The organism is Fictibacillus iocasae (genome assembly GCF_042665465.1).
Classification (GTDB): Bacteria; Bacillota; Bacilli; order Bacillales; family Fictibacillaceae; genus Fictibacillus; species Fictibacillus iocasae.
Genome location: NZ_JBHTCP010000012.1, coordinates 46,795 through 66,451 on the forward strand (window position 1 = coordinate 46,795; position 19,657 = coordinate 66,451).

The 19,657-nt window shown below is 46.3% G+C and carries 15 protein-coding genes and 1 other annotated feature; of the genes, 3 read left to right on the forward strand and 12 right to left on the reverse strand.

The window, feature by feature from the left end; translation table 11 throughout:
• Nucleotides 1-82 precede the first annotated feature (82 nt).
• Complete coding sequence (locus ACFQPF_RS06180) at nt 83-970, forward strand: ATP-grasp domain-containing protein (protein WP_379747654.1); 888 nt, start codon at nt 83-85, stop codon at nt 968-970.
• Entirely contained in the window at nt 963-1,853 is an 891-nt protein-coding gene (locus ACFQPF_RS06185; protein WP_379747656.1) for an ATP-grasp domain-containing protein, read from the forward strand. The genes ACFQPF_RS06180 and ACFQPF_RS06185 overlap by 8 nt, the downstream gene beginning before the upstream one ends.
• Before the next feature lie 15 nt (nt 1,854-1,868).
• Here ACFQPF_RS06185 and ACFQPF_RS06190 read toward each other — a convergent pair whose 3' ends face one another.
• The 10 genes from ACFQPF_RS06190 to hemA all read right to left on the reverse strand — a co-directional run bounded on the left by ACFQPF_RS06190 (nt 1,869) and on the right by hemA (nt 15,590).
• Nucleotides 1,869-4,517 (reverse strand): valine--tRNA ligase, encoded by a 2,649-nt coding sequence (locus ACFQPF_RS06190; protein ID WP_379747658.1) that lies wholly within the window; start codon nt 4,515-4,517, stop codon nt 1,869-1,871.
• Between the two features lie 47 nt (nt 4,518-4,564).
• Nucleotides 4,565-4,791 (reverse strand) — a binding site (T-box leader).
• Nucleotides 4,792-5,586: 795 nt separating this feature from the next.
• On the reverse strand, nt 5,587-6,642 hold the full coding sequence (gene ysxE, locus ACFQPF_RS06195; protein ID WP_379747660.1) for a spore coat protein YsxE: 1,056 nt from the start codon (nt 6,640-6,642) through the stop codon (nt 5,587-5,589).
• Entirely contained in the window at nt 6,639-7,559 is a 921-nt protein-coding gene (locus ACFQPF_RS06200) for a hypothetical protein (protein WP_379747662.1), read from the reverse strand. Before ACFQPF_RS06200 ends, ysxE begins: the two co-directional genes overlap by 4 nt.
• A gap of 11 nt (nt 7,560-7,570) precedes the next feature.
• Entirely contained in the window at nt 7,571-8,836 is a 1,266-nt protein-coding gene (spoVID, locus tag ACFQPF_RS06205) for a stage VI sporulation protein D (RefSeq protein WP_379747663.1), read from the reverse strand.
• A gap of 546 nt (nt 8,837-9,382) precedes the next feature.
• Nucleotides 9,383-10,666, reverse strand: a complete 1,284-nt coding sequence (gene hemL / locus ACFQPF_RS06210) for a glutamate-1-semialdehyde 2,1-aminomutase (RefSeq protein WP_379747665.1) — start codon at nt 10,664-10,666, stop codon at nt 9,383-9,385.
• Between the two features lie 18 nt (nt 10,667-10,684).
• A complete protein-coding gene (hemB, locus tag ACFQPF_RS06215) occupies nt 10,685-11,656 on the reverse strand; it encodes a porphobilinogen synthase (protein WP_379747667.1) in 972 nt (323 codons plus the stop codon).
• Nucleotides 11,653-12,360, reverse strand: a complete 708-nt coding sequence (locus ACFQPF_RS06220) for a uroporphyrinogen-III synthase (RefSeq protein WP_379747669.1) — start codon at nt 12,358-12,360, stop codon at nt 11,653-11,655. The genes hemB and ACFQPF_RS06220 overlap by 4 nt, the downstream gene beginning before the upstream one ends.
• A 42-nt stretch (nt 12,361-12,402) precedes the next feature.
• Complete coding sequence (gene hemC, locus ACFQPF_RS06225) at nt 12,403-13,332, reverse strand: hydroxymethylbilane synthase (RefSeq protein ID WP_379747671.1); 930 nt, start codon at nt 13,330-13,332, stop codon at nt 12,403-12,405.
• A gap of 21 nt (nt 13,333-13,353) precedes the next feature.
• Nucleotides 13,354-14,172, reverse strand: a complete 819-nt coding sequence (locus tag ACFQPF_RS06230) for a cytochrome c biogenesis protein (protein ID WP_379747673.1) — start codon at nt 14,170-14,172, stop codon at nt 13,354-13,356.
• Nucleotides 14,173-14,213: 41 nt separating this feature from the next.
• A complete protein-coding gene (gene hemA, locus ACFQPF_RS06235; RefSeq protein ID WP_379747675.1) occupies nt 14,214-15,590 on the reverse strand; it encodes a glutamyl-tRNA reductase in 1,377 nt (458 codons plus the stop codon).
• Nucleotides 15,591-15,807: 217 nt separating this feature from the next.
• Between hemA and ACFQPF_RS06240 the strand changes: the two genes are divergently transcribed.
• A complete protein-coding gene (locus ACFQPF_RS06240; RefSeq protein WP_379747677.1) occupies nt 15,808-16,284 on the forward strand; it encodes a LiaI-LiaF-like domain-containing protein in 477 nt (158 codons plus the stop codon).
• A gap of 341 nt (nt 16,285-16,625) precedes the next feature.
• On the opposite strand, the gene yihA is transcribed toward ACFQPF_RS06240, so the two are convergent.
• Nucleotides 16,626-17,216, reverse strand: coding sequence for a ribosome biogenesis GTP-binding protein YihA/YsxC (gene yihA / locus ACFQPF_RS06245; protein WP_379747679.1), 591 nt, complete (start codon nt 17,214-17,216; stop codon nt 16,626-16,628).
• Entirely contained in the window at nt 17,213-19,531 is a 2,319-nt protein-coding gene (lon, locus tag ACFQPF_RS06250) for an endopeptidase La (protein ID WP_379747681.1), read from the reverse strand. The genes yihA and lon overlap by 4 nt, the downstream gene beginning before the upstream one ends.
• Between the last annotated feature and the right edge of the window lie 126 nt (nt 19,532-19,657).

Consider the following 19,657-nt stretch of genomic DNA (forward strand, 5'->3'; position numbering starts at 1 on the left):
TAGCAATAGGTACTTGTATCTTCTTCATTCAGTATATCTTTACCGTATTCTATACCGCAAACAGAGAACAGGAGCACCGTGTATGAGTGAAAATTGCTGGATTGTATATAATGGCAGCTTGAGTCAAAAAAAGTTTATCAGCTATGCCGAATGGATGGCCGCTGCAGCAAGCCAGGCGGGCATTCGGGCTGAACTCGTTCCGAACAATGAAATTCTTACTGTGTTTCAATCTGGAAGATGCACGCTGACTGGCCAAAAGTCAGGCTCGCTTCCCGATTTTGTACTGTTTGGTGATAAGGATGTCCTGCTCGCGCGTCAGCTTGAAAGGATGAACGTGCCTGTCTTTAATTCTTCTTCGTCCATTGAAGTATGTGACAGCAAAACACTCATGTACGAACAATTAGCATTGCAGGGGATACCTTTTCCAAAAACGATGTCTTCTCCTAAACTGTTCACACCGGATCATAATGAACGGCATATCGAGATGTACATGCATGAATTCACCTTTCCGATGATTGTTAAAGAAGCATATGGATCATTCGGACAACAGGTTTACCTTGTACACTCTAAAAACGAACTGCAAGAGAAAATCCGTGAACTAGATGGAGTCGAGTATGTGGTGCAAGAATTTATATCTGAAAGCAATGGCCGTGATATTCGAATCAATGTCATTGGAGGAGAGCCGGTCGCTTCCATGATCCGCCGGTCAGTCTCTGATTTCAGAGCAAATATCACTTCTGGAGGAACAGCAGAGAACTACAGCCCTACAGCAGAGGAAAAGGCATTAGCGGTAGCGGCTGCACGGGCTGTTGGAACAGATTTTGCCGGAGTCGATTTATTGTTTACAAAAGAAGGTCCGACCGTGTGTGAGGTAAACTCCAACGCACATATAGAGAGCATCTTCCACTGCACTGGCATTAATGTGGCAGATTATATGCTTTCGTACATAAAGGAGATCGTATATGGATGAAACGAAAATGGTGAAACGAGAAGGCTGGATCGTGTATACGGCAGACGATGCCGCAAAAAACCAAGCCTATATTGACTGGTTTATTGAAGAAGCGCATCAGCTTCAGCTCTCACTTCACTTCATGGAAAGAGAACGTTTCATGTATGGTGTTAGAGGCGGCCAGCTCTTCATTGAATATGGCGGGAAAGAAACAAAGCTGCCTGATTTTGCTGTTGTCCGCTGTATAGATTCATTATTTACCTTGCAGCTCGAGAACATGAACATCAAGGTGTTTAATCCATCGAGCCTCTCTCATATGGCCAATGATAAAGCGCGCACCCATCAGTTTCTGGCCTCTCAAGGCATTCCGATGGTAGATACACTTTTCATCGATTTGAAACATTGGAACCAAGATACCCATTCTTTTCTCTTTCCAGTCGTTGTAAAAGAAAATGGAGGTAGAGGCGGTAATGAAGTCCACCTCGTCTCCAATGCCGAAGAACTGACATCATGCATGAATGAAAGCGGTGCACGCAACTGGATCGTGCAGCAGCTGGCAGGCACACCTGGAAAAGATGTAAGAGTTTTTGTCGTTGGAAATAAAATAGCTGGCGCCGTACTGCGAAGCTCAGATTCCGATTTCAGAGCAAATTTCTCACTTGGAGGAAGAGCGGAATACTATCATTTAAACCACAAAGAGACGGCACTGGTAGAAAAAATTATCAGCCTCCTGCCAATCGGAATGGCTGGCATCGATTTTTTGTTCGATGAGAGTGGAAATTTTCTATTTAATGAGATCGAAGACGTTGCCGGCAGCCGGACATTGTCTTCTTGCTCTACCGTTAACATCGTTCGAATGTATCTGCAGCACATTATCAGCACGATAAAAAACCCGGCAGAGTAACCTGCCGGGTTTTCATTATGCTCGAAGCTCAGCGATCCGCTGCTTGACGAGCTGCTGTTTTTCTATATAATCCTTTTCTTTCGCGCGTTCCTCTTCTATCACTTTCTCAGGTGCTTTCGCGACAAAACCTTGATTGCTAAGTTTCTTTTGAACACGTTCCACTTCTTTATTGTACTTTTCCAGTTCTTTTTCAAGACGCTGGATCTCCTCATCAATGTTAATCAGCCCTTCAAGCGGCAGGTACATTTCCAGACCTGTCAATACTGAACTCATTGATTTATCTGGTGCAGAAATGCCTGCGTCGATTACGAGTTCACTCGGGTTACAAAAACGCATCAGGTAGGTTCGGTTCGCTTCAAGTGCTTTTTGAACCTCTCCGTCTTTCGGTTTGATCTGAAGCTCGATCGGTTTGCTCGGCGCCACGTTCATCTCCGAGCGGATGTTACGCACAGTACGAATCACTTCTGTAACGAGTGCCATGTCTTTCGCCGCCTCTGGGAAATGCAGTTCTTCCCTTTTCACCGGCCAAGATGCGACCGTGATCGATTTTCCTTCATGCGGAAGATGCTGCCAGATTTCTTCTGTTATGAACGGCATGAACGGGTGCAGCATTCTCATCGTCTGATCTAGGACATACGCGAGAACAGATCGAGTCATTTTCTTTGCGCTTTCATCTTCTCCGTATAGCGGAAGCTTTGCCATCTCGATATACCAGTCACACAAGTCATCCCAGATAAAGTTGTAAAGCAAGCGTCCTACCTCACCGAACTCGTACGCATCGATCAGTCGTGTTACCTCTTCTGCCGTTGTGTTCAAACGTGTAAGTATCCACTTATCAGCAAGAGATTTCTCTCCAGATAAATCGATTTCATCATATTTCATGCCGTCCATGTTCATGAGAGCGAAACGTGACGCGTTCCAGATCTTGTTCGCAAAGTTCCACGTGGACTCGACTTTTTCCCAATAGAAGCGGAGGTCGTTGCCAGGTGAGCTTCCTGTTGAAAGGAAGAAACGAAGCGCATCTGCACCGTACTTTTCGATCACATCCATCGGATCGACCCCGTTGCCAAGCGATTTACTCATTTTGCGGCCTTCTGAATCGCGGACAAGACCGTGAATGAGAACATCATTAAACGGCTGCTTGCCGGTAAATTCAAGCGATTGGAAGATCATGCGCGCAACCCAGAAATAAATAATATCGTAGCCTGTTACAAGGACATTCGACGGGAAATAACGTTTGTAGTCTGCACTTTCCTTGTCCGGCCAGCCCATCGTTGAGAAGGGCCACAGAGCAGAAGAGAACCACGTGTCAAGCACGTCTGTATCTTGTTCCCAGTTTTCGATGTCAGCTGGTGCCTCATGTCCAACGAAGATCTCACCTGTTTCTTTATGGTACCAAGCCGGAATGCGGTGTCCCCACCAAAGCTGACGGGAGATACACCAGTCACGGATGTTCTCGATCCAGCGCATGTACGTATTCTCGAAACGTCCAGGTACAAAGTTGACCTTATCGTCCGATGATTGCAGCTTGATCGCTTCTTCGGCGAGAGGCTTCATCTTAACGAACCATTGTGTCGACAAGTACGGCTCAACAACCGCACCGCTTCTTTCAGAGTGGCCAACGGAATGCATGTGCTCTTCAATTTTGAAAAGAACACCTTGGTCTTGAAGATCTTTTACGATCTGCTTGCGGCATTCAAAACGGTCTAGCCCTTTATACGCACCCGCATTATCGTTCATTTTTCCGCCTTCGTCCATAACGAGTACACGCTCTAGGTTATGACGGTTGCCAATTTCAAAGTCGTTCGGATCATGTGCCGGTGTAATTTTTACGGCACCCGACCCAAACTCCATGTCAACATAATCATCGCCTACAATCTCGATCTCGCGTCCGACAATCGGCAGAATGGCTTTCTTGCCGATTAAATGCTGATAGCGCTCGTCTTTCGGATGCACAGCGATCGCCGTATCGCCAAGCATTGTTTCCGGGCGTGTTGTCGCTACTTCAATGTATCCGCTGCCGTCCGCTAATGGGTATTTCATGTGATAAAACGCACCTTGAACATCCTGATGGATGACTTCAATATCTGAAAGCGCCGTTTTCGTCTGCGGATCCCAGTTAATGATGTATTCACCGCGGTAGATCAAGCCTTTGTTATACAGCTTAACAAACACCTCTTTTACTGCGTCAGAAAGGCCTTCATCCAGCGTAAAGCGCTCTCTTGAATAATCCAGCCCGAGTCCGAGCTTTGACCATTGGTTGCGGATAAATTCAGCGTACTCTTCTTTCCATTCCCACGACTTTTCAAGGAACTTCTCACGTCCAAGGTCATAGCGCGAGATGCCTTCTTCTCTCAGCTTCCCTTCTACCTTAGCTTGTGTAGCGATGCCGGCATGGTCCATACCTGGAAGCCATAGCACATCATAGCCTTGCATCCTTTTCGTGCGTGTTAGGATATCCTGAAGTGTCGTGTCCCAAGCGTGCCCGAGATGAAGTTTCCCGGTTACGTTTGGCGGCGGGATTACCACCGTATAAGGCTTTTTGTTCTCATCACCTGTTGCTTCAAAAAACTTTCCCTTCAGCCAGAATTCATACCAGCTGCTCTCCGTTGCTTTCGGATCATATTTCGTCGGCATCGAGATTTGATGCTGTTCCGTTGACATAAGAATTCCTCCTTTTACTTTCTGAAAAATAAAAAAGCCTCTATCATCCAAAGGACGAAAGAAGCTGTTTCCGCGGTACCACCTTAATTTACGCATCATAAAGCATGCGTACACTTAACAGATAACGGCTGAACCCGTCTTCTTCTAGCAGAAATCCTGTTCAAAGAAAATGCTCCAGGGCGACCTTCCATCACACGTTCCTTAGGAAACTTTCACCAAGCGTTTCCCTCTCTTTAAAGGCGTGAAATGTACTCTTCCCCTTCTTAGCGTTCATATAAAAGATGTTTTTATTTTATACTGCTCCCTTTTCCTCGTCAATAGAAAAAGGATTGTCATGATCAGTGTATGCTGTATGAACGAATATGTATAGTCATTTTCACCAGAAACTGCTGCTGGCATACACTAAATTACTTACTCGGAAAAATTAAAATAAGGGTGATGACAATGAGACGCCGCTTCATCGGCCGGTACAGATCGCCTTCTTGGTTTCGCACACTAAAAAGCGCGATAGGTCAGCTGACCGTCCCGCTGTTCATTTTTCAGCTCATAAGAACCATACTATTCCCAGCGTATATTGATTTTTTTATCCTGTTCATCCTGCTGATACTGCACGTATTGTTTTCATATGAAGTCCTTTAAAACAGTTTAATCCATCCTTTTACCGATGATTTGCTAAAGGAAATTGATAACAAAACTGTACATGTTTAATTGATTTGATTTTGCAAACAGAGATTTACTGAACTTCACCTTTGTAGTAAAGTCGCAGACTCCAGCGGATGAGCGAGACAGGTTAGACCTTCCAATGGCGCATGGCGGCGGATATCTCACCTTGTCTAGCTACGGCGCTAGCCCCTCGAGGTCAAATGAGCCAGTGCCCAATAAGTCAAAAACCGATTCTTTAGGTCCCTTTCTCATTTGCTTGCCCTAGGCTAAACGAGCCCACTCGCGCTTTTCGCTACACCCCTCTGGATAAGCGTGCGCCTGTAACGGAATCAACGACTTCTTAGAATTCTAAATGTAACAACGTTTGTGAAATTAGTAGCTTAAAAAAAGGCCACATATAGCGAATCTATATGTGACCTTCGTTATGAGGAGGTGCTGAATCGCCCGGCTGCTGTTCGCCAGCGAGGGGAAAGCGGGATAAGTGCTCGCAAAAATCACGGATTCTTTTCATTGCGGATAAGCGGCTCTCCAAAACGTGAACCACCTCAATCTGAGAGAGCTTGGAATTGCTCTGATAGGCGTCTACTGCGTTAAAGATAGGCTCCGGGAACGAAAGATAGCTGATCAGCAGTTCTCTCTCCTCATAAAGCAAAGGAAATTGTTTTTCATACCGTTTTAACAAAGCGAACCCATCATCCATCTTCCAAGAGCTTTTATGAGCCGCTTTCCGGAAATACATTGCCAGATCTCTGACCGGTGTATCAAGTACCGCTTTCTCAAAATTAAACAGATGGCCTTCTCCACTCTGGCTGTACAGCAGGTGGCTGCGTGACACCTTGCCGTGGCACAAGACACTGCGGTACCTCTTTTCCCTTTTGCATCCTTCATGCCAGCTGTTCAGCGAGCGTTTCGCATCTTCTGCCATGCGCATGGTCTGGTGAAAATGGCTTAAATAGGTCAGTTCGAATGGTGCCATATACGTTCGTTGTTCCGCAAGCTCCGTGAACCGTTCCATTTCAAACTGCCGGCTTTCCCACCGACCCATCAAATATTGAAATGACTGATCAGCCACTTCTGTCAGAAAATCCTGTTCCTTCACTGTTAAAGAATGAATTTTGGCAAGGTAATCGATCAGCACCTCATCCTGAAATGGTGCGGCTCTTTCTGAAGAAGGAAACCATGGCATGAGATAGTAGACTTTAGATCCTTGCTTTACCGTATAGTCACCGTATTTGGTCGGGTAGAGTGGCACCACCTGATGAAAACCGATTTCTGATAGACGCTGAATTACATGAGTAAACCATTCTCTTTCACCGTCTTCCATCGCTGCTTCCTTTAAGGCGAACGTCCCTCTTTTGGTGATCACTTTTTTTACTTTGCCGTAAGATTCAATTCTTTCTGGATACAGATCATAATAAAACAGAACAGGCCCATAATTTTGGAAATCTCCACCTGTTGTCACAGGGCCACCTTCTTTCTGTTGTCATCCATCCATTCCGTTACTGCCATGAGCAGCCTCCGGTTAAGCTCCCATTCTCTTGCAAACCGATCCATACATAACACGGTCTCTTCCAGCCCGCCCGTTTGCAGCTGTCTTATACATTTATCCAATTCCTTTGGCATCATAATTTCGGCAGTAAGGAGCAACCCTTGTTCCTCATGCAAAGGAAAGCCTTTATTCACTTCGGTTAACAGCTTTTTTAAAGATGAAGACCCGCATGATGCTATCCATTCTTGCAAAAACTGCTTGAGAGGTTCAAAGCTTCTGACAGGTACTCCTGCTCCTGCTTCAAAAAACAAAAAGTTCAATACCTTCCAGCCATTCTTTGTACTGATTTCTTGATTCAGCACAGGTGGTTCACAACCATCTGCCAAACGAATCAATGAAAGTGCCTGCTGAGTCCGCTTTCTTGCTTCAGCCAAGCTGAGCCTGATCATGCTTAAGCTGCTAGAAGTCTTCGTTAACGGCAGCGCAAAATCCAGCAAGGATTGAAAATCAAACTCACTCGCATCCGGCTGCAGAACCATGTGTGCATAGTTCTTTTGTCCAGCGGTTAAGAGCTTTGAGAGAAGCGCGCCCCAATCTTTTTCAAACCCTATCATGTCATACGGTTCTTCACTGCAGTCATGCAGGGTAAGCCATTTTTCTTGAAAAGGAACGGAGCTTTCTCCTTTTATTGTACGGATCATTCTGTCAAGGAAAGGGCTGTCTTTCTTTCCCGCTTCATCACGATAAGCGGTATGCCACAGCAGCAGATTTTTGTCTGTCCAAAACCGTATTTTTTTGCACCCGCTGCTGCTGTTGATAATAGAAGGATGATCTTTCCAAGTTACATCAGCCAGTCCGTATCTGTCTTTTAATAGATTAAGCATCTCCATATAATCACCCGCTACCGGGAAGAGGACACAGGGATATAAATGATCTGCCCGGCACTCACTTGATCTTGCTGGATCGACCGGTTGACTCTCAGCAAGGTGTTGATCGACACGTCGTAACGATCACAGATCCTGTCAAGAGAATCTCCGCGCTGAAGAATGTACATCTTCATCTTGGAGAACTTCTCCTCATCACGGTCAAGCATCTTCGTTAAATAAAGAGCATTTTCATCTTGTGTATATTCTTTTCTCTTTTTTACAGGCTCTTCTTTCTTTTCCGTGACCTGCTCAGCATATGGCGCTTCATAAGCTGGCTGTTGACTATAGCTTGCATTCGCTTCGTATGCAGGCTCTTGTTCTTCGTAATATTCAGGCTGCTGCCATTGCTGTTCTTCCTGCTGGTACGCCTCGTATGCAGGAGTGTATGATTCTTCATGCTGCTCTGCTTCCGCCTCATATGCTGCTTCAAAGCTTTCATACTGAACTGGCGCTGCTTCTTCATTTCTGACTTGTGAGAAATGCTCAGCTTCTTGGTCAGCGATCGATTTTAGTGAATGCAAAGAATTCTCATAATACCCTGCTGCATCCGAATCATTCTGCGCCTTGAATTCAAATGATGTTTCGTATGGCTGATGCCTGGCTTCTGCCTGCTCAAAGAACACTGGCTCAGGAGCCACGTTGTTTTCCTCTGAATAAGGAGCACGCGCCTCAAATTGAAACGGTGCAAAGATAGAAGAAGACTCTCTATCTTCCTCCATTTTCACTTGATGGCTGAAGGAAGCAGGCTCAGGTTTCGATGCTTCTGCAGCGGCAGGCTTCTCTTCCGCTTCTTGCTGTCTTTCATCTTTTATGCCCGTTATGCAGACAGACGCGGAAAGCTCAAGGCAAGCTGGATTTGGAAGTTCGTAATCAAATGATTCGACCGCTACCATAATTTGATCGGCACGTTCTACGCGATAGGTAGGGATCGTGATGTCTACAGGAAAACGATGCTGAATCTCCACCAGACCATCTTCTTTAACTGATAACTGTGTTAACGAGCGATACGAGACTTGTTCACTAAATTGACTGCTGCCTAAATCAGACTGGTCACCATCCTTTGCGCTGGCTGGCTCGTATTCACCGCTCAGCACAAGTGCACCCGTAATAGAAACTTGCCCGTTTTCTTCCTTGATTGAAATCTCCGGATCCAGAGATAATGCATATACCTCAGCTACTTCCTGTCCCTTCTTCAACCAGACAGACTCCTCAATGGAGAAACGCAGTTTGGATTGACCCATGCCCTTCTCCTCCTTTCAATGCATATAGTTATACACTTAAGGTATATGCCCCTTGTCTGTGGCTTATGAAAGAAAACTTAATGGTTTTGATTTATACATTCTAGTATTCTAAGAAGTGTTGATCTCCGGTACAGGTGCACGCTTTCCGCGTGGCGGGCAGAAAAGCAGGAACGGCTCGTTCAGCCCCGACAAGCAAATGAGGAAGGGGCCTAAAGAATCGGTTTGTGACTTATTGGGCACTTACTCATTTGACCTCGAGGGGCTAGCCGTTCCTGCTGGACATGGTGAGCCCTTCCGCTAGCCAAGCGCCTTTGGAAGGTCTCACCTTCTCACTCATCCCGCTGGAGTCGGCACCTTTCACTGCGATCAACTTATTCAGAGAAGAATTCTAGATGTTTATCAAAAGCAATGAATATACTATCTACAGTCAATGAACGTAAAGCATTTTTTCAGATAGCAATGCTATTCAGTATGTAAGTTTTGTATTTTACAGATCAAATTCCAAAACAAAAAACCGGCTATGGATGCCGGTTTTTTGTGTGTTTATTATAGTTGTGAGAAGACGGTGTGGAAGGCTTTGATAGTTTTTTCGATGTCTTCGTCTGTGTGTGCGGTTGATAGGAAGAGTCCTTCAAACTGCGATGGCGGAAGGGAGATTCCGTTTTCGAGCATGAGTTTGAAGTATTTTTTGAAATGGTTCAAGTTGGATGATTTTGCGCTTTCATAGTCTGTTACGTTTTCACCGGTGAAGAAGAAGCCGATCATGCTCCCTGCACGGTTAATATGGTGAGGGATGCCGTATTTCTCCGCTGCTTCGCGAATACCTTGAGCGAGTCGGTCACCTTTTCTTGTGAATTCTTCGTAGGTTTCCGGCGTCAGCTGGCTTAACGTATGATACCCGGCTGCCATCGCCAACGGGTTTCCGGATAAAGTGCCCGCCTGATAGATCGGTCCGCTCGGAGCGATCCTCTCCATGATCTCCCGCTTGCCGCCGTATGCTCCGACTGGAAGTCCGCCGCCGATCACTTTGCCAAGGCATGTCAGGTCAGGAGTCACGTTAAAATATCCTTGCGCGCATTCATAGCCAACACGGAAGCCTGTCATGACTTCATCAAATATTAGTAGTGAGCCATATGTTTCAGTGATTTCCCGAAGACCTTCCAGGAAACCCGGCTCTGGAGGTACGACTCCCATGTTTCCGGCAACCGGCTCCACAATAATGCAGGCGATGTCGTCTCCGAATTGTTCAAAAGCGTATTTTACGCTGGACAGGTCATTGTACGGCACCGTGATCGTATTGCTAGCGACCGATTCAGGTACACCTGGTGAATCCGGCAATCCGAGTGTCGCGACACCTGAGCCTGCTTTGATTAATAACGAATCACCATGTCCATGGTAGCAGCCTTCAAACTTTAAGATTTTGCTGCGGCTTGTGTAGCCTCTTGCAAGGCGCAGAGCGCTCATGGTCGCCTCTGTGCCAGAGTTCACCATTCGGATCACTTCAACAGACGGCACACGATCAATGACAAGCTTGGCAAGCTTTGTCTCCCATTCGCTCGGTGCTCCAAAGCTGGTTCCCATCTCCGCTGCTTTTTTTAGCGCTTCGACCACTTGATCATCAGCATGTCCTAAAATGAGGGGACCCCATGACAGGACATAATCGATATATTCGTTGCCGTCGATGTCATAAATTTTCGATCCTTTGCCTCTTTCCATGAAAACAGGATCCATTTCAACTGATTTGAACGCCCTTACCGGACTGTTCACGCCGCCTGGCATATATTTTTTCGCCTCAGCGAAAGCCGCGCTTGACTTTTTAAACTCCCTCATGCCATCCACTCCGTTTCTTTAGTTTAGCTCAAGCCATCTTGCCATATCTTTTGCATGATACGTAATGATCAGATCGGCTCCCGCCCGCTTCATGCTTGTCAAAGTTTCTGTGACAACACGCTGTTCGTCAATCCATCCGTTTTGTGCGGCCGCTTTGATCATGGAATATTCACCGCTCACGTTATATGCGACGATCGGTACCGGATAGCGGTCTTTTAAGTCACGGATTATGTCCATATACGATAGAGCCGGTTTGACCATAAGAAAATCCGCGCCCTCAGCAAGATCTGATTCTGCCTCACGAAGCGCTTCCATGCGGTTTGCAGGGTCCATCTGATATGTTTTGCGGTCGCCGAACTGCGGTGTGCTGTTCGCAGCGTCACGGAACGGTCCGTAGTAAGAAGAAGCATATTTAACCGCATAAGACATAATCGGAACGTCGACGTACCCTGATTCGTCGAGCCCCTGGCGGATCGCCGCAACAAATCCGTCCATCATGTTGGAAGGCGCAATAATATCTGCACCCGCTTTTGCCTGAGAGACGGCTGTCCGGGCAAGAAGCTCCAGCGTCTCATCGTTTTGCACTTCACCGTTTTTGATTACGCCGCAATGGCCGTGATCGGTAAATTGGCAAAGACATGTGTCGGCGATGAGTGTCAGGTGAGGGTGCCATTCTTTCATCTGCTGTAACGCGCGCTGTACGATTCCATTATCATCATAAGCTGATGAACCGCATTCGTCCTTCTCATCCGGCACGCCGAACACGATGACCGACTGCAATCCTAATGAGACGACTTCCTCCATCTCAAGCTTCAGCATGTCCATGGAAAGATGGTACACGCCTGGCATGGAAGGAATCTCGTGTTTAACCCCGTTGCCTTCCACAACAAACACAGGATAAATGAAATCATCTTTCGATAGTTTCGTTTCTCTGACAAGGGCTCTCATGGAATCTGATTTTCTAAGTCTTCTGTTTCTTTGAAACGTCATGTTTGATGTTCCTCCTTGTAATAACCGCAAAGCGTTTCAAAAATGCCTTGCTGTGTATGTTCATCGGCTGTGAATATCGATTGAAACCCGTCTTCTTTTGCCCGAAGTGCAGTTGAAGGGCCGATGCAAAACACCGGCTTGCCATGTAAGTAATGCGCGTGTTTTCTGAACGCGGATACGGCAGACGGACTCATGAATATGTAGGAATCCATCTGATCAGCGCCGTTGAGGTCAGGGTTCTCTTTTTCAATGGTGTGATAGACAATCACTTCATCCACTTCAGCAATACCCTTCAGCGCTCTTTTTATGGTTTGCGGTGCAAGATTGCCTTTTGGAAACAATATCTTTTTGTTTCTCGCTTTTTTTTTCAGCAGTTCCGCGACATCTTTTCCAGTATACGATTCAGGCATTGTGTCGGCTGTTATTCCATAGGCTGTCATCGCATCGGCGGTTTTTGGACCGACGGCAACAGTTTTGACCGATAATGGCAGGACGAGTGCACTATTTTCCAAACAGCGAAAAAAGTGCTCTACGCTGTTCGCGCTCGTAAACACAATCCAGTCATAATAAGCTATATTGCTGATCATCTGGCGTGTACTTTCATTGCCAGCAGGTTTGATCGAGAGCAGCGGGTAAAAAAAAGCCGTTCCCCCGCTATTCGTAATAAGAGAGGAAAGCAGTGTGCATTTCTCTGCCTCCCTCATGATGCCTACCTTCTTGTGTACCAGCACGTCTGATGCTGCCATCTAGCTGTTCAAGTCACGCTTCACGGCTGCTAAAATACCTGCCGCACCGCGCTGCTTCAGCTTTTCAGCGAGTGCGAGCCCTAATTCAGACGCGTCATTGCCTTGCATCGTTTCTTTAATGACTGTCTTTCCATCAGGCTCAGCCACAAGCGCCGTAAGTTCAATCTTTCCATCTGTCTTGGTGCCATATGCCGCAATAGGCACTTGGCAGCCTCCTTCAAGCGAGTGAAGCAGCGTTCGCTCAGCAAAAGTAGTCTCCCTGGTTTCCTTGTCATTCAATTTATCCAAAAGCGCTTTCACATCTGTATCATCGCTTCTGCATTCAATCGCAAGTGAACCTTGTCCTACTGCAGGCAAACATTCTTCAACGCTTAAAAATTCGGTCACCGTCTCACGGCTCCAGCCCATCCGTTCCAGACCGGCTGCCGCAAGAATGATCGCATCGAACTCACCCTCTTCAAGCTTGCCTAAACGGGTATCGATGTTTCCGCGGATCGATTTGATCTCAACGTCCGGCCGCACCGCCAAGATTTGAGCGGCGCGTCTCAGTGAACTTGTTCCGACGACAGCGCCTTCTGGCAGATGGCGCAGGCTGTTGTATTTTTTGGAGATGAAGGCATCTCTCGGATCTACCCGTTTAGGTGTGCAGCCGATTTCGAGTCCTTCTGGCAATTCAGACGGCATGTCTTTCATGGAATGCACTGCAATATCGATTTCTTTATCCAGCATAGCTTGTTCAATTTCTTTGACAAACAACCCTTTACCGCCGACTTTTGACAACGTGACATCAAGGATAACATCGCCTTTCGTGACGATTTCCTTCACCTCAAAGTCATATGGAAGCCCGAGTTCCCTCAGCTGATTGATAAACCAGTTTGTCTGTGTGAGAGCGAGCTTGCTGCGTCTAGAACCGACGATGATTTTCCTCATATCGTAAAACCTCCGATTAATTTATCTGTACCATAAATGAAATTCCGTAAAAGCAGAAGATAAAAAATAGTTGATCAAAACAACAAGAAATGCCGCAGCATTCCACTGGGCGAGTGCTTTACCCTGCAGGCCGCGTGCCGTTTTCTGATAAAGGAATGTGCTATAGATCGCGATTACGATAAACGAGGAAACGACCTTTGCATCTAGCAGAGAAAAATCAGGAACTTTAAGGTGTGCCCAAATGACGCCTAGTATAAGGCTGAGCAACAGCAGCGGCACTCCGACCATATTAAGCAAATATGGAAGCCGATCCAGCTGCGACAGACTGCCGAATCGCTGCAGCCGCTTATTCCATTTCTTCCGTTTCAGCATGCTGTGCTGGATCAAATACATTAACGAGAAGATAAAGGACAGCGAGAAGGCGCCATACGAGACAAACGCCATCGTAACGTGAATGATCAGCAATTCAGACACAAGCTGCTGAGAAAGCACCTCGCTAACCTGTTCACTCGGTGCGAACAAATGGATGGAAAGCAGCATAAACCCAAGCAGGTTCGTGAAAAAGACAAAAAAATCGACCCTGAAAAACCGGTTCATGATCAGTGAAAAAGTAATCAATATCCAGGCATAAAAAAACAGGCCTTCTGAAGGTGTTAAAATTGGGAATCGATTATACTCCACAATTCTCATCACAAAAAAGACCGATTGAAGCAGCCAGACTATAGAAAGCAACCAGAAGGCAAACTGGTTCGCCTTCCGGTTGTTTTGCAGAAAATCAATAAAATATCCAATGATGCTTAGTGCGTAAAGCACGACGGTAAAATCATAAATCCAATTCATCTCTCTATCAGCCCACCTATTGGGCATATCCGGCTGTCTATTTATGAACGGAGTGTTATCCCTTTTGCAGCAGAAACCGGACTGCCTAATGTTTCTTGAGAATCTTCCCGCTGCTCTTGCTTGATGTTTTCCGCCTGCCTATGCTTTGGAGCAAGCTCCTCAAGCGCGAATAATTTAACGAATAATTTCAAATTCTCTTCTGCTCCGGGCTCATCTGCGAGCTCTTTCACACGTGTGACCGGATCTCGTAAAAGCTGGTTAATGATACTTTTTGTATGTTTGTTCAACACTTTACGTTCTCTGTCCGTCAGATGAGGCAGCTTGCGTTCAATGCTCTCCATCGTTTCAGATTGAATCGTCAGCGCTTTTTCTCGAAGCGCAGAGATAAGGGGAACGACGCCAAGCATGTTCACCCATCTCTGAAACACAACGATCTCTTCTTCAATCATGAGACCAATTTTTTCTGCTTCTTTTTTGCGTTCTTCAAGGTTGGCGTCAACAATTCCTTGCAAGTCGTCAATATCATATAAGAAAAGACCGTCCAGGTCGTTGATTGCCGGATCAAGATCCCGCGGCACCGCGATATCAACCATGAATAGCGGCTTTCCTTTGCGCTTCTTTACCACAGGCTGCATCATCGCTTTTGTTACAACATAATCTGTTGCACCGGTTGATGTGATCACAATATCAGATTGTGCCAACAGTAGAGGAAGATCTTCCATCCTATGTGCAAACCCTTGAAACTTAGCGGCCAGCTCTTGTGCTTTTTCAAACGTCCTGTTCGCCACATGCACTTCATTCGTCCCGCTAGCATGCAAGTGTTTCGCTGCTAGCTCACCCATCTTGCCGGCACCAATTATCAGGATGCACTTATCATGCAACCCGCCAAATATTTTCTTTGCGAGTTCGACGGCGGCATAGCTGACTGAAACCGCATTTTCACCTATTTCAGTATCAGAATGGCATTTCTTCGCAAAGGTGACCGCCTGCTTCATCAAGCGGTTAAAGATCGTTCCCGTCGTCCCTTCCGCTTGCGCAGAAAGAAAGCTGTCTTTCAGCTGACCGAGAATCTGCGTTTCACCAAGGACCATTGAATCAAGGCCGGCTGCGACTCTGAACAAGTGCTCGATGGCAGCATCGCTCTCTTTGATTATCAAATAGGAAGACAGTTCTTCTTGAGGTATCCCAAACCATTCCGCAAGAAACGTTTTGATATAATAGCGGCCAGTGTGGACTTGATCCACCACTGCGTAAACTTCTGTCCTGTTGCATGTAGAGACAATCACACACTCGAGCATGCTTTTCTTTTGACGGAGCTGTTTCATCGCTTCGGGCAGATCCGAAGGCTGAAAAGACACCTTTTCACGGATTTCTACCGGAGCATTTTTATAATTTAAACCGATCATGATGATATGCATGCGTTCACCTCCTTTATGTATGAATTTTTCTTCTTATAGTATATCATGTGCCGAGTTAAGCACTCCTTTAGATTTGTGAACAGTCTATAAACGTTTATGTTATGATACGTTTGTCGGCCTACATAATAAGTTTCCCTAAATAAGAAAACCAACACTTAATAAAATACCAAATTTCGACCAGATTAGCAAAGTTTGAAGTTTGAGGATGGAGGAACTCATGAAACAGCAGTCCATTTTTTCAGGCATCGTATTACTCGGAACAGGATTATTCTTCCTTGGCACACAAATGCAGGTAGCCGAGCTTATGCCCTACTTATCTTGGCCGATGCTGCTCGCAATTATCGGAATTGCTTTTCTTGTACAGAGTACTTCAGGAAAAGACGGCTCCAGCGCCTTCAGCGGCATTCTACTAACCGGGTTAGGTATTCATTTCTTTGCTTCAGGAAAAGTGGAAGGATGGCCACAAGGAATCGGTGTGATACTGCTGATCATGGCCGCTGCCTTTTTCTATCAGTATAAAAAAACAAAAGACGGCCTGATCGCCGGCATCGTAATGGCCGCCATATCAGTGTGGCTTTTGTTCATTAAAACAAAAAACGCACCGGCGCAGGATTTATTCTCCGGCATCGAAGGATTCTGGCCGATCGCCGTCGCTGCAATCGGAGCATTCTTCCTTTTTAAAAGAAAAAAATAACCTGAACGGAAATTCCGTTCAGGTTATTTTTTTTCGAAAATCCCCTCAAAGATGTTACTTTTAAGGTGAGAAGTATAAAAGTTAACTGTTTTATAAAACACCCTGAATACATCCTTGATTTAGTTGATTGGAGTTAAGGCGCCGACTCCTCGAAAATAAAAATCACATTTTCTTCGTGCGATGTCTCGCTGCGTCGCCTTCCTTATCCTGCGGGACGAGTGGGAAGGTGAGACCTCTCAATGGCGCTTGCGACGAGAGGGCTCACCTCCCGCCCCGCGGAAAGCGTGCGCCTGTAACGGAGATCAACACTTCTATGAATCCTGAGTTTTTATGAAGACTGATTATTTTTTCTTAATGTAAGACATAATCGTGCCCCACGCTTCATCTTTACCGATTCCAAGCTCAGACGAGAACTTGATCAATGGATCATCAGGATGCTTTTTCAGCGTTTCTCTGACAACCTTCAGATGCTTCTCCCATTTCCCCTTTGGAATCTTGTCGCATTTCGTGGCAACAACAATAACAGGTATCTCATAATGCTTCAGCCATTCATACATCATAACATCATCTGCAGATGGAGCATGACGGATGTCTACTAAAAGGACAACGGCCTTCAGCTGCTCACGCTGCATAATGTAGCGTTCGATCATTTTCCCCCAAGCTTCACGCTCAGTCTTTGACACCTTCGCAAAACCGTAACCTGGCACATCAACGAAATACAATTCTTCGTTAATGATATAAAAGTTAAGCGTCTGCGTCTTACCTGGGCGCGAAGAGGTCCGCGCAAGGTTCTTTCGTGCGATCATCTTATTGATGAATGAAGATTTCCCGACATTCGACCGGCCTGCTAAGCCGATCTCCGGGAGGCCGCCTTCCGGGTATTGTTCCGGCTTGACGGCCGATATAACGATTTCTGCTTTTGTTACTTTCATAATTTATCTCCTGACAATGCATGCTTTAAGACTTCATCGAGATGTGACACAAGGATAAAGTTTAGGCCTTCTTTTACTGTATCCGGAATCTCATCAATGTCACGCTCGTTTTCTTGCGGAAGGATAACAGTGTGAATGCCTGCTCTGTGTGCACTTAATGACTTTTCCTTCAATCCTCCGATCGGAAGAACTCTCCCGCGAAGTGTAATCTCTCCGGTCATGCCCACGTCTCTGCGTACAGGACGTTTTGTGAGCGCCGATACGAGCGCTGTTGCAATCGTGATCCCTGCTGACGGTCCGTCTTTCGGTGTTGCGCCTTCCGGAACGTGTATATGAATATCGGTCTTCTCATAAAAATCAGGCTCAATGCCGAACGCATCCACTCTCGTCCTGACATAGCTCAGAGCTGCTTGAGCCGATTCTTTCATCACATCGCCAAGCTTTCCTGTCAAAATCAGCTTACCTTTTCCTGGGGACAGCGCCACTTCAATAGACAGTGTATCACCGCCGGCTGACGTATAAGCTAAGCCTGTCGCTGCGCCCACTTGATCCTCGAGCTCAGCCTGACCGTAACGGAACTTCGGCTTTCCGAGCATCGACTCGAGGGTTTTTACGGAAACCGTCACTTTTTTCTTTTGCTCGCCGACAATCTGCTTGGCTGCTTTACGGCAGATGCCCGCGATCTGCCGCTCAAGTCCACGAACTCCCGCTTCTCGCGTATAATTGCGAACGAGCTTCAAGACCGCCTCATCCTTCATCTGCAGCTGGCTCTTTTTAAGTCCATGCTCCTTCAACTGCTTGGGAAGAAGATGGTTTTTGGAGATGTGAAGCTTCTCCACTTCCGTATACCCCGCGATCGTGATGACTTCCATACGGTCAAGTAACGGACCAGGAATGGTAGAGAGCGAGTTAGCCGTCGTGATGAACATAACCTTAGAAAGGTCATACGGCTCTTCAATATAATGGTCACTGAACGTGTTGTTCTGCTCGGGATCAAGCACCTCCAGCAGGGCGGAGGATGGGTCTCCGCGGAAATCGCTGCTCATCTTGTCAATCTCATCGAGCAAGAAAACAGGGTTAACGGTGCCCGCTTTTTTCATGCCTTGAATAAGACGGCCAGGCATTGCGCCGACGTACGTTCTTCTATGGCCGCGGATTTCTGCTTCATCACGCACGCCGCCAAGCGAAATACGAACAAAACTGCGCCCGAGCGCACGTGCGATCGACCGCGCCAGCGATGTTTTCCCTACTCCTGGAGGTCCGGCAAGACAGAGGATCGGTCCTTTAAGAGAATCGGTCAGTTGCTGGACAGCGAGGTATTCCAAAACTCTCTCTTTCACCTTTTCCAATCCGTAATGATCTTCATCCAAAACGGTTTGGGCATTATGGATGTCGAGGTTGTCTTTCGTTTCGCTGCTCCACGGAATGTTCAGAAGCCAGTCGATGTAATTGCGAATCACTGAACTTTCAGCAGAAGATCCAGGCATCTTTTCGTACCGGTCCACTTCCTTCAAGGCGATAGCACGAATGTTTTCCGGCATGTCTGACGCTTCAATTTTCTCTTTCAGCGTCAGTGCTTCGCCAGTCTTGCCCTCTTTATCTCCAAGCTCTTTTTGGATGGCTTTCATTTGTTCACGCAAATAATATTCTTTCTGCGTCTTTTCCATTGCTTTTTTCACGCGCTGGCCGATTTTTTTCTCTAGGCCAAGCACTTCTTTTTCGTTGTTTAAAATGGAAATCAAGTGATTCAGCCGTTCTTTTACATCCGTCATTTCGAGAATCTTCTGTTTTTCTTTAATTTTTAAAGACAGATGAGAAGCGATGACATCAGCCAGCCTGCCTGGCTCTGAAATGTCCTGCACGGAAGCAAGCGTTTCAGGCGTCACTTTTTTCGAAAGATTTATGTATTGTTCAAACTGCGCAAGAACAGAACGCATCAGCGCTTCTGATTCAGCACCTGCTTCTTCCATTTCTTCAATAATTTCTACTTCTGCCTCAATATGACTGTCCTTATCCATGAACTGCCTGATTCTCCCGCGGCTGATTCCTTCCACAAGCACACGGATCGTTCCGTTTGGCAGCTTCAGCATCTGATTCACTCTTGAGAGCGTACCTGTTTCGTATATTTCATCTTGAGCCGGATCTTCAACCGAAACTTCCTTCTGTGTAGCCAGGAAGATTGTCTGGTCATCAAGCATCACTTTTTCTAAAGCCTGCACCGATTTTTCCCGACCCACATCAAGGTGAAGAACCATTGTCGGATAGACGAGCAATCCTCTTAAAGGAAGGAGCGGCAGGGTGCGAATTTCCCCCATTAATAACACCTCCGAACATACTAGTTGCAAAGTTTTTATAAGTGTGAGCCTTTGTACAATTCTACCGATAAAGCGCGATTTTGTCTAATGCCATTACTCTTTCCAAAGAAAATGCTTCCCACACCG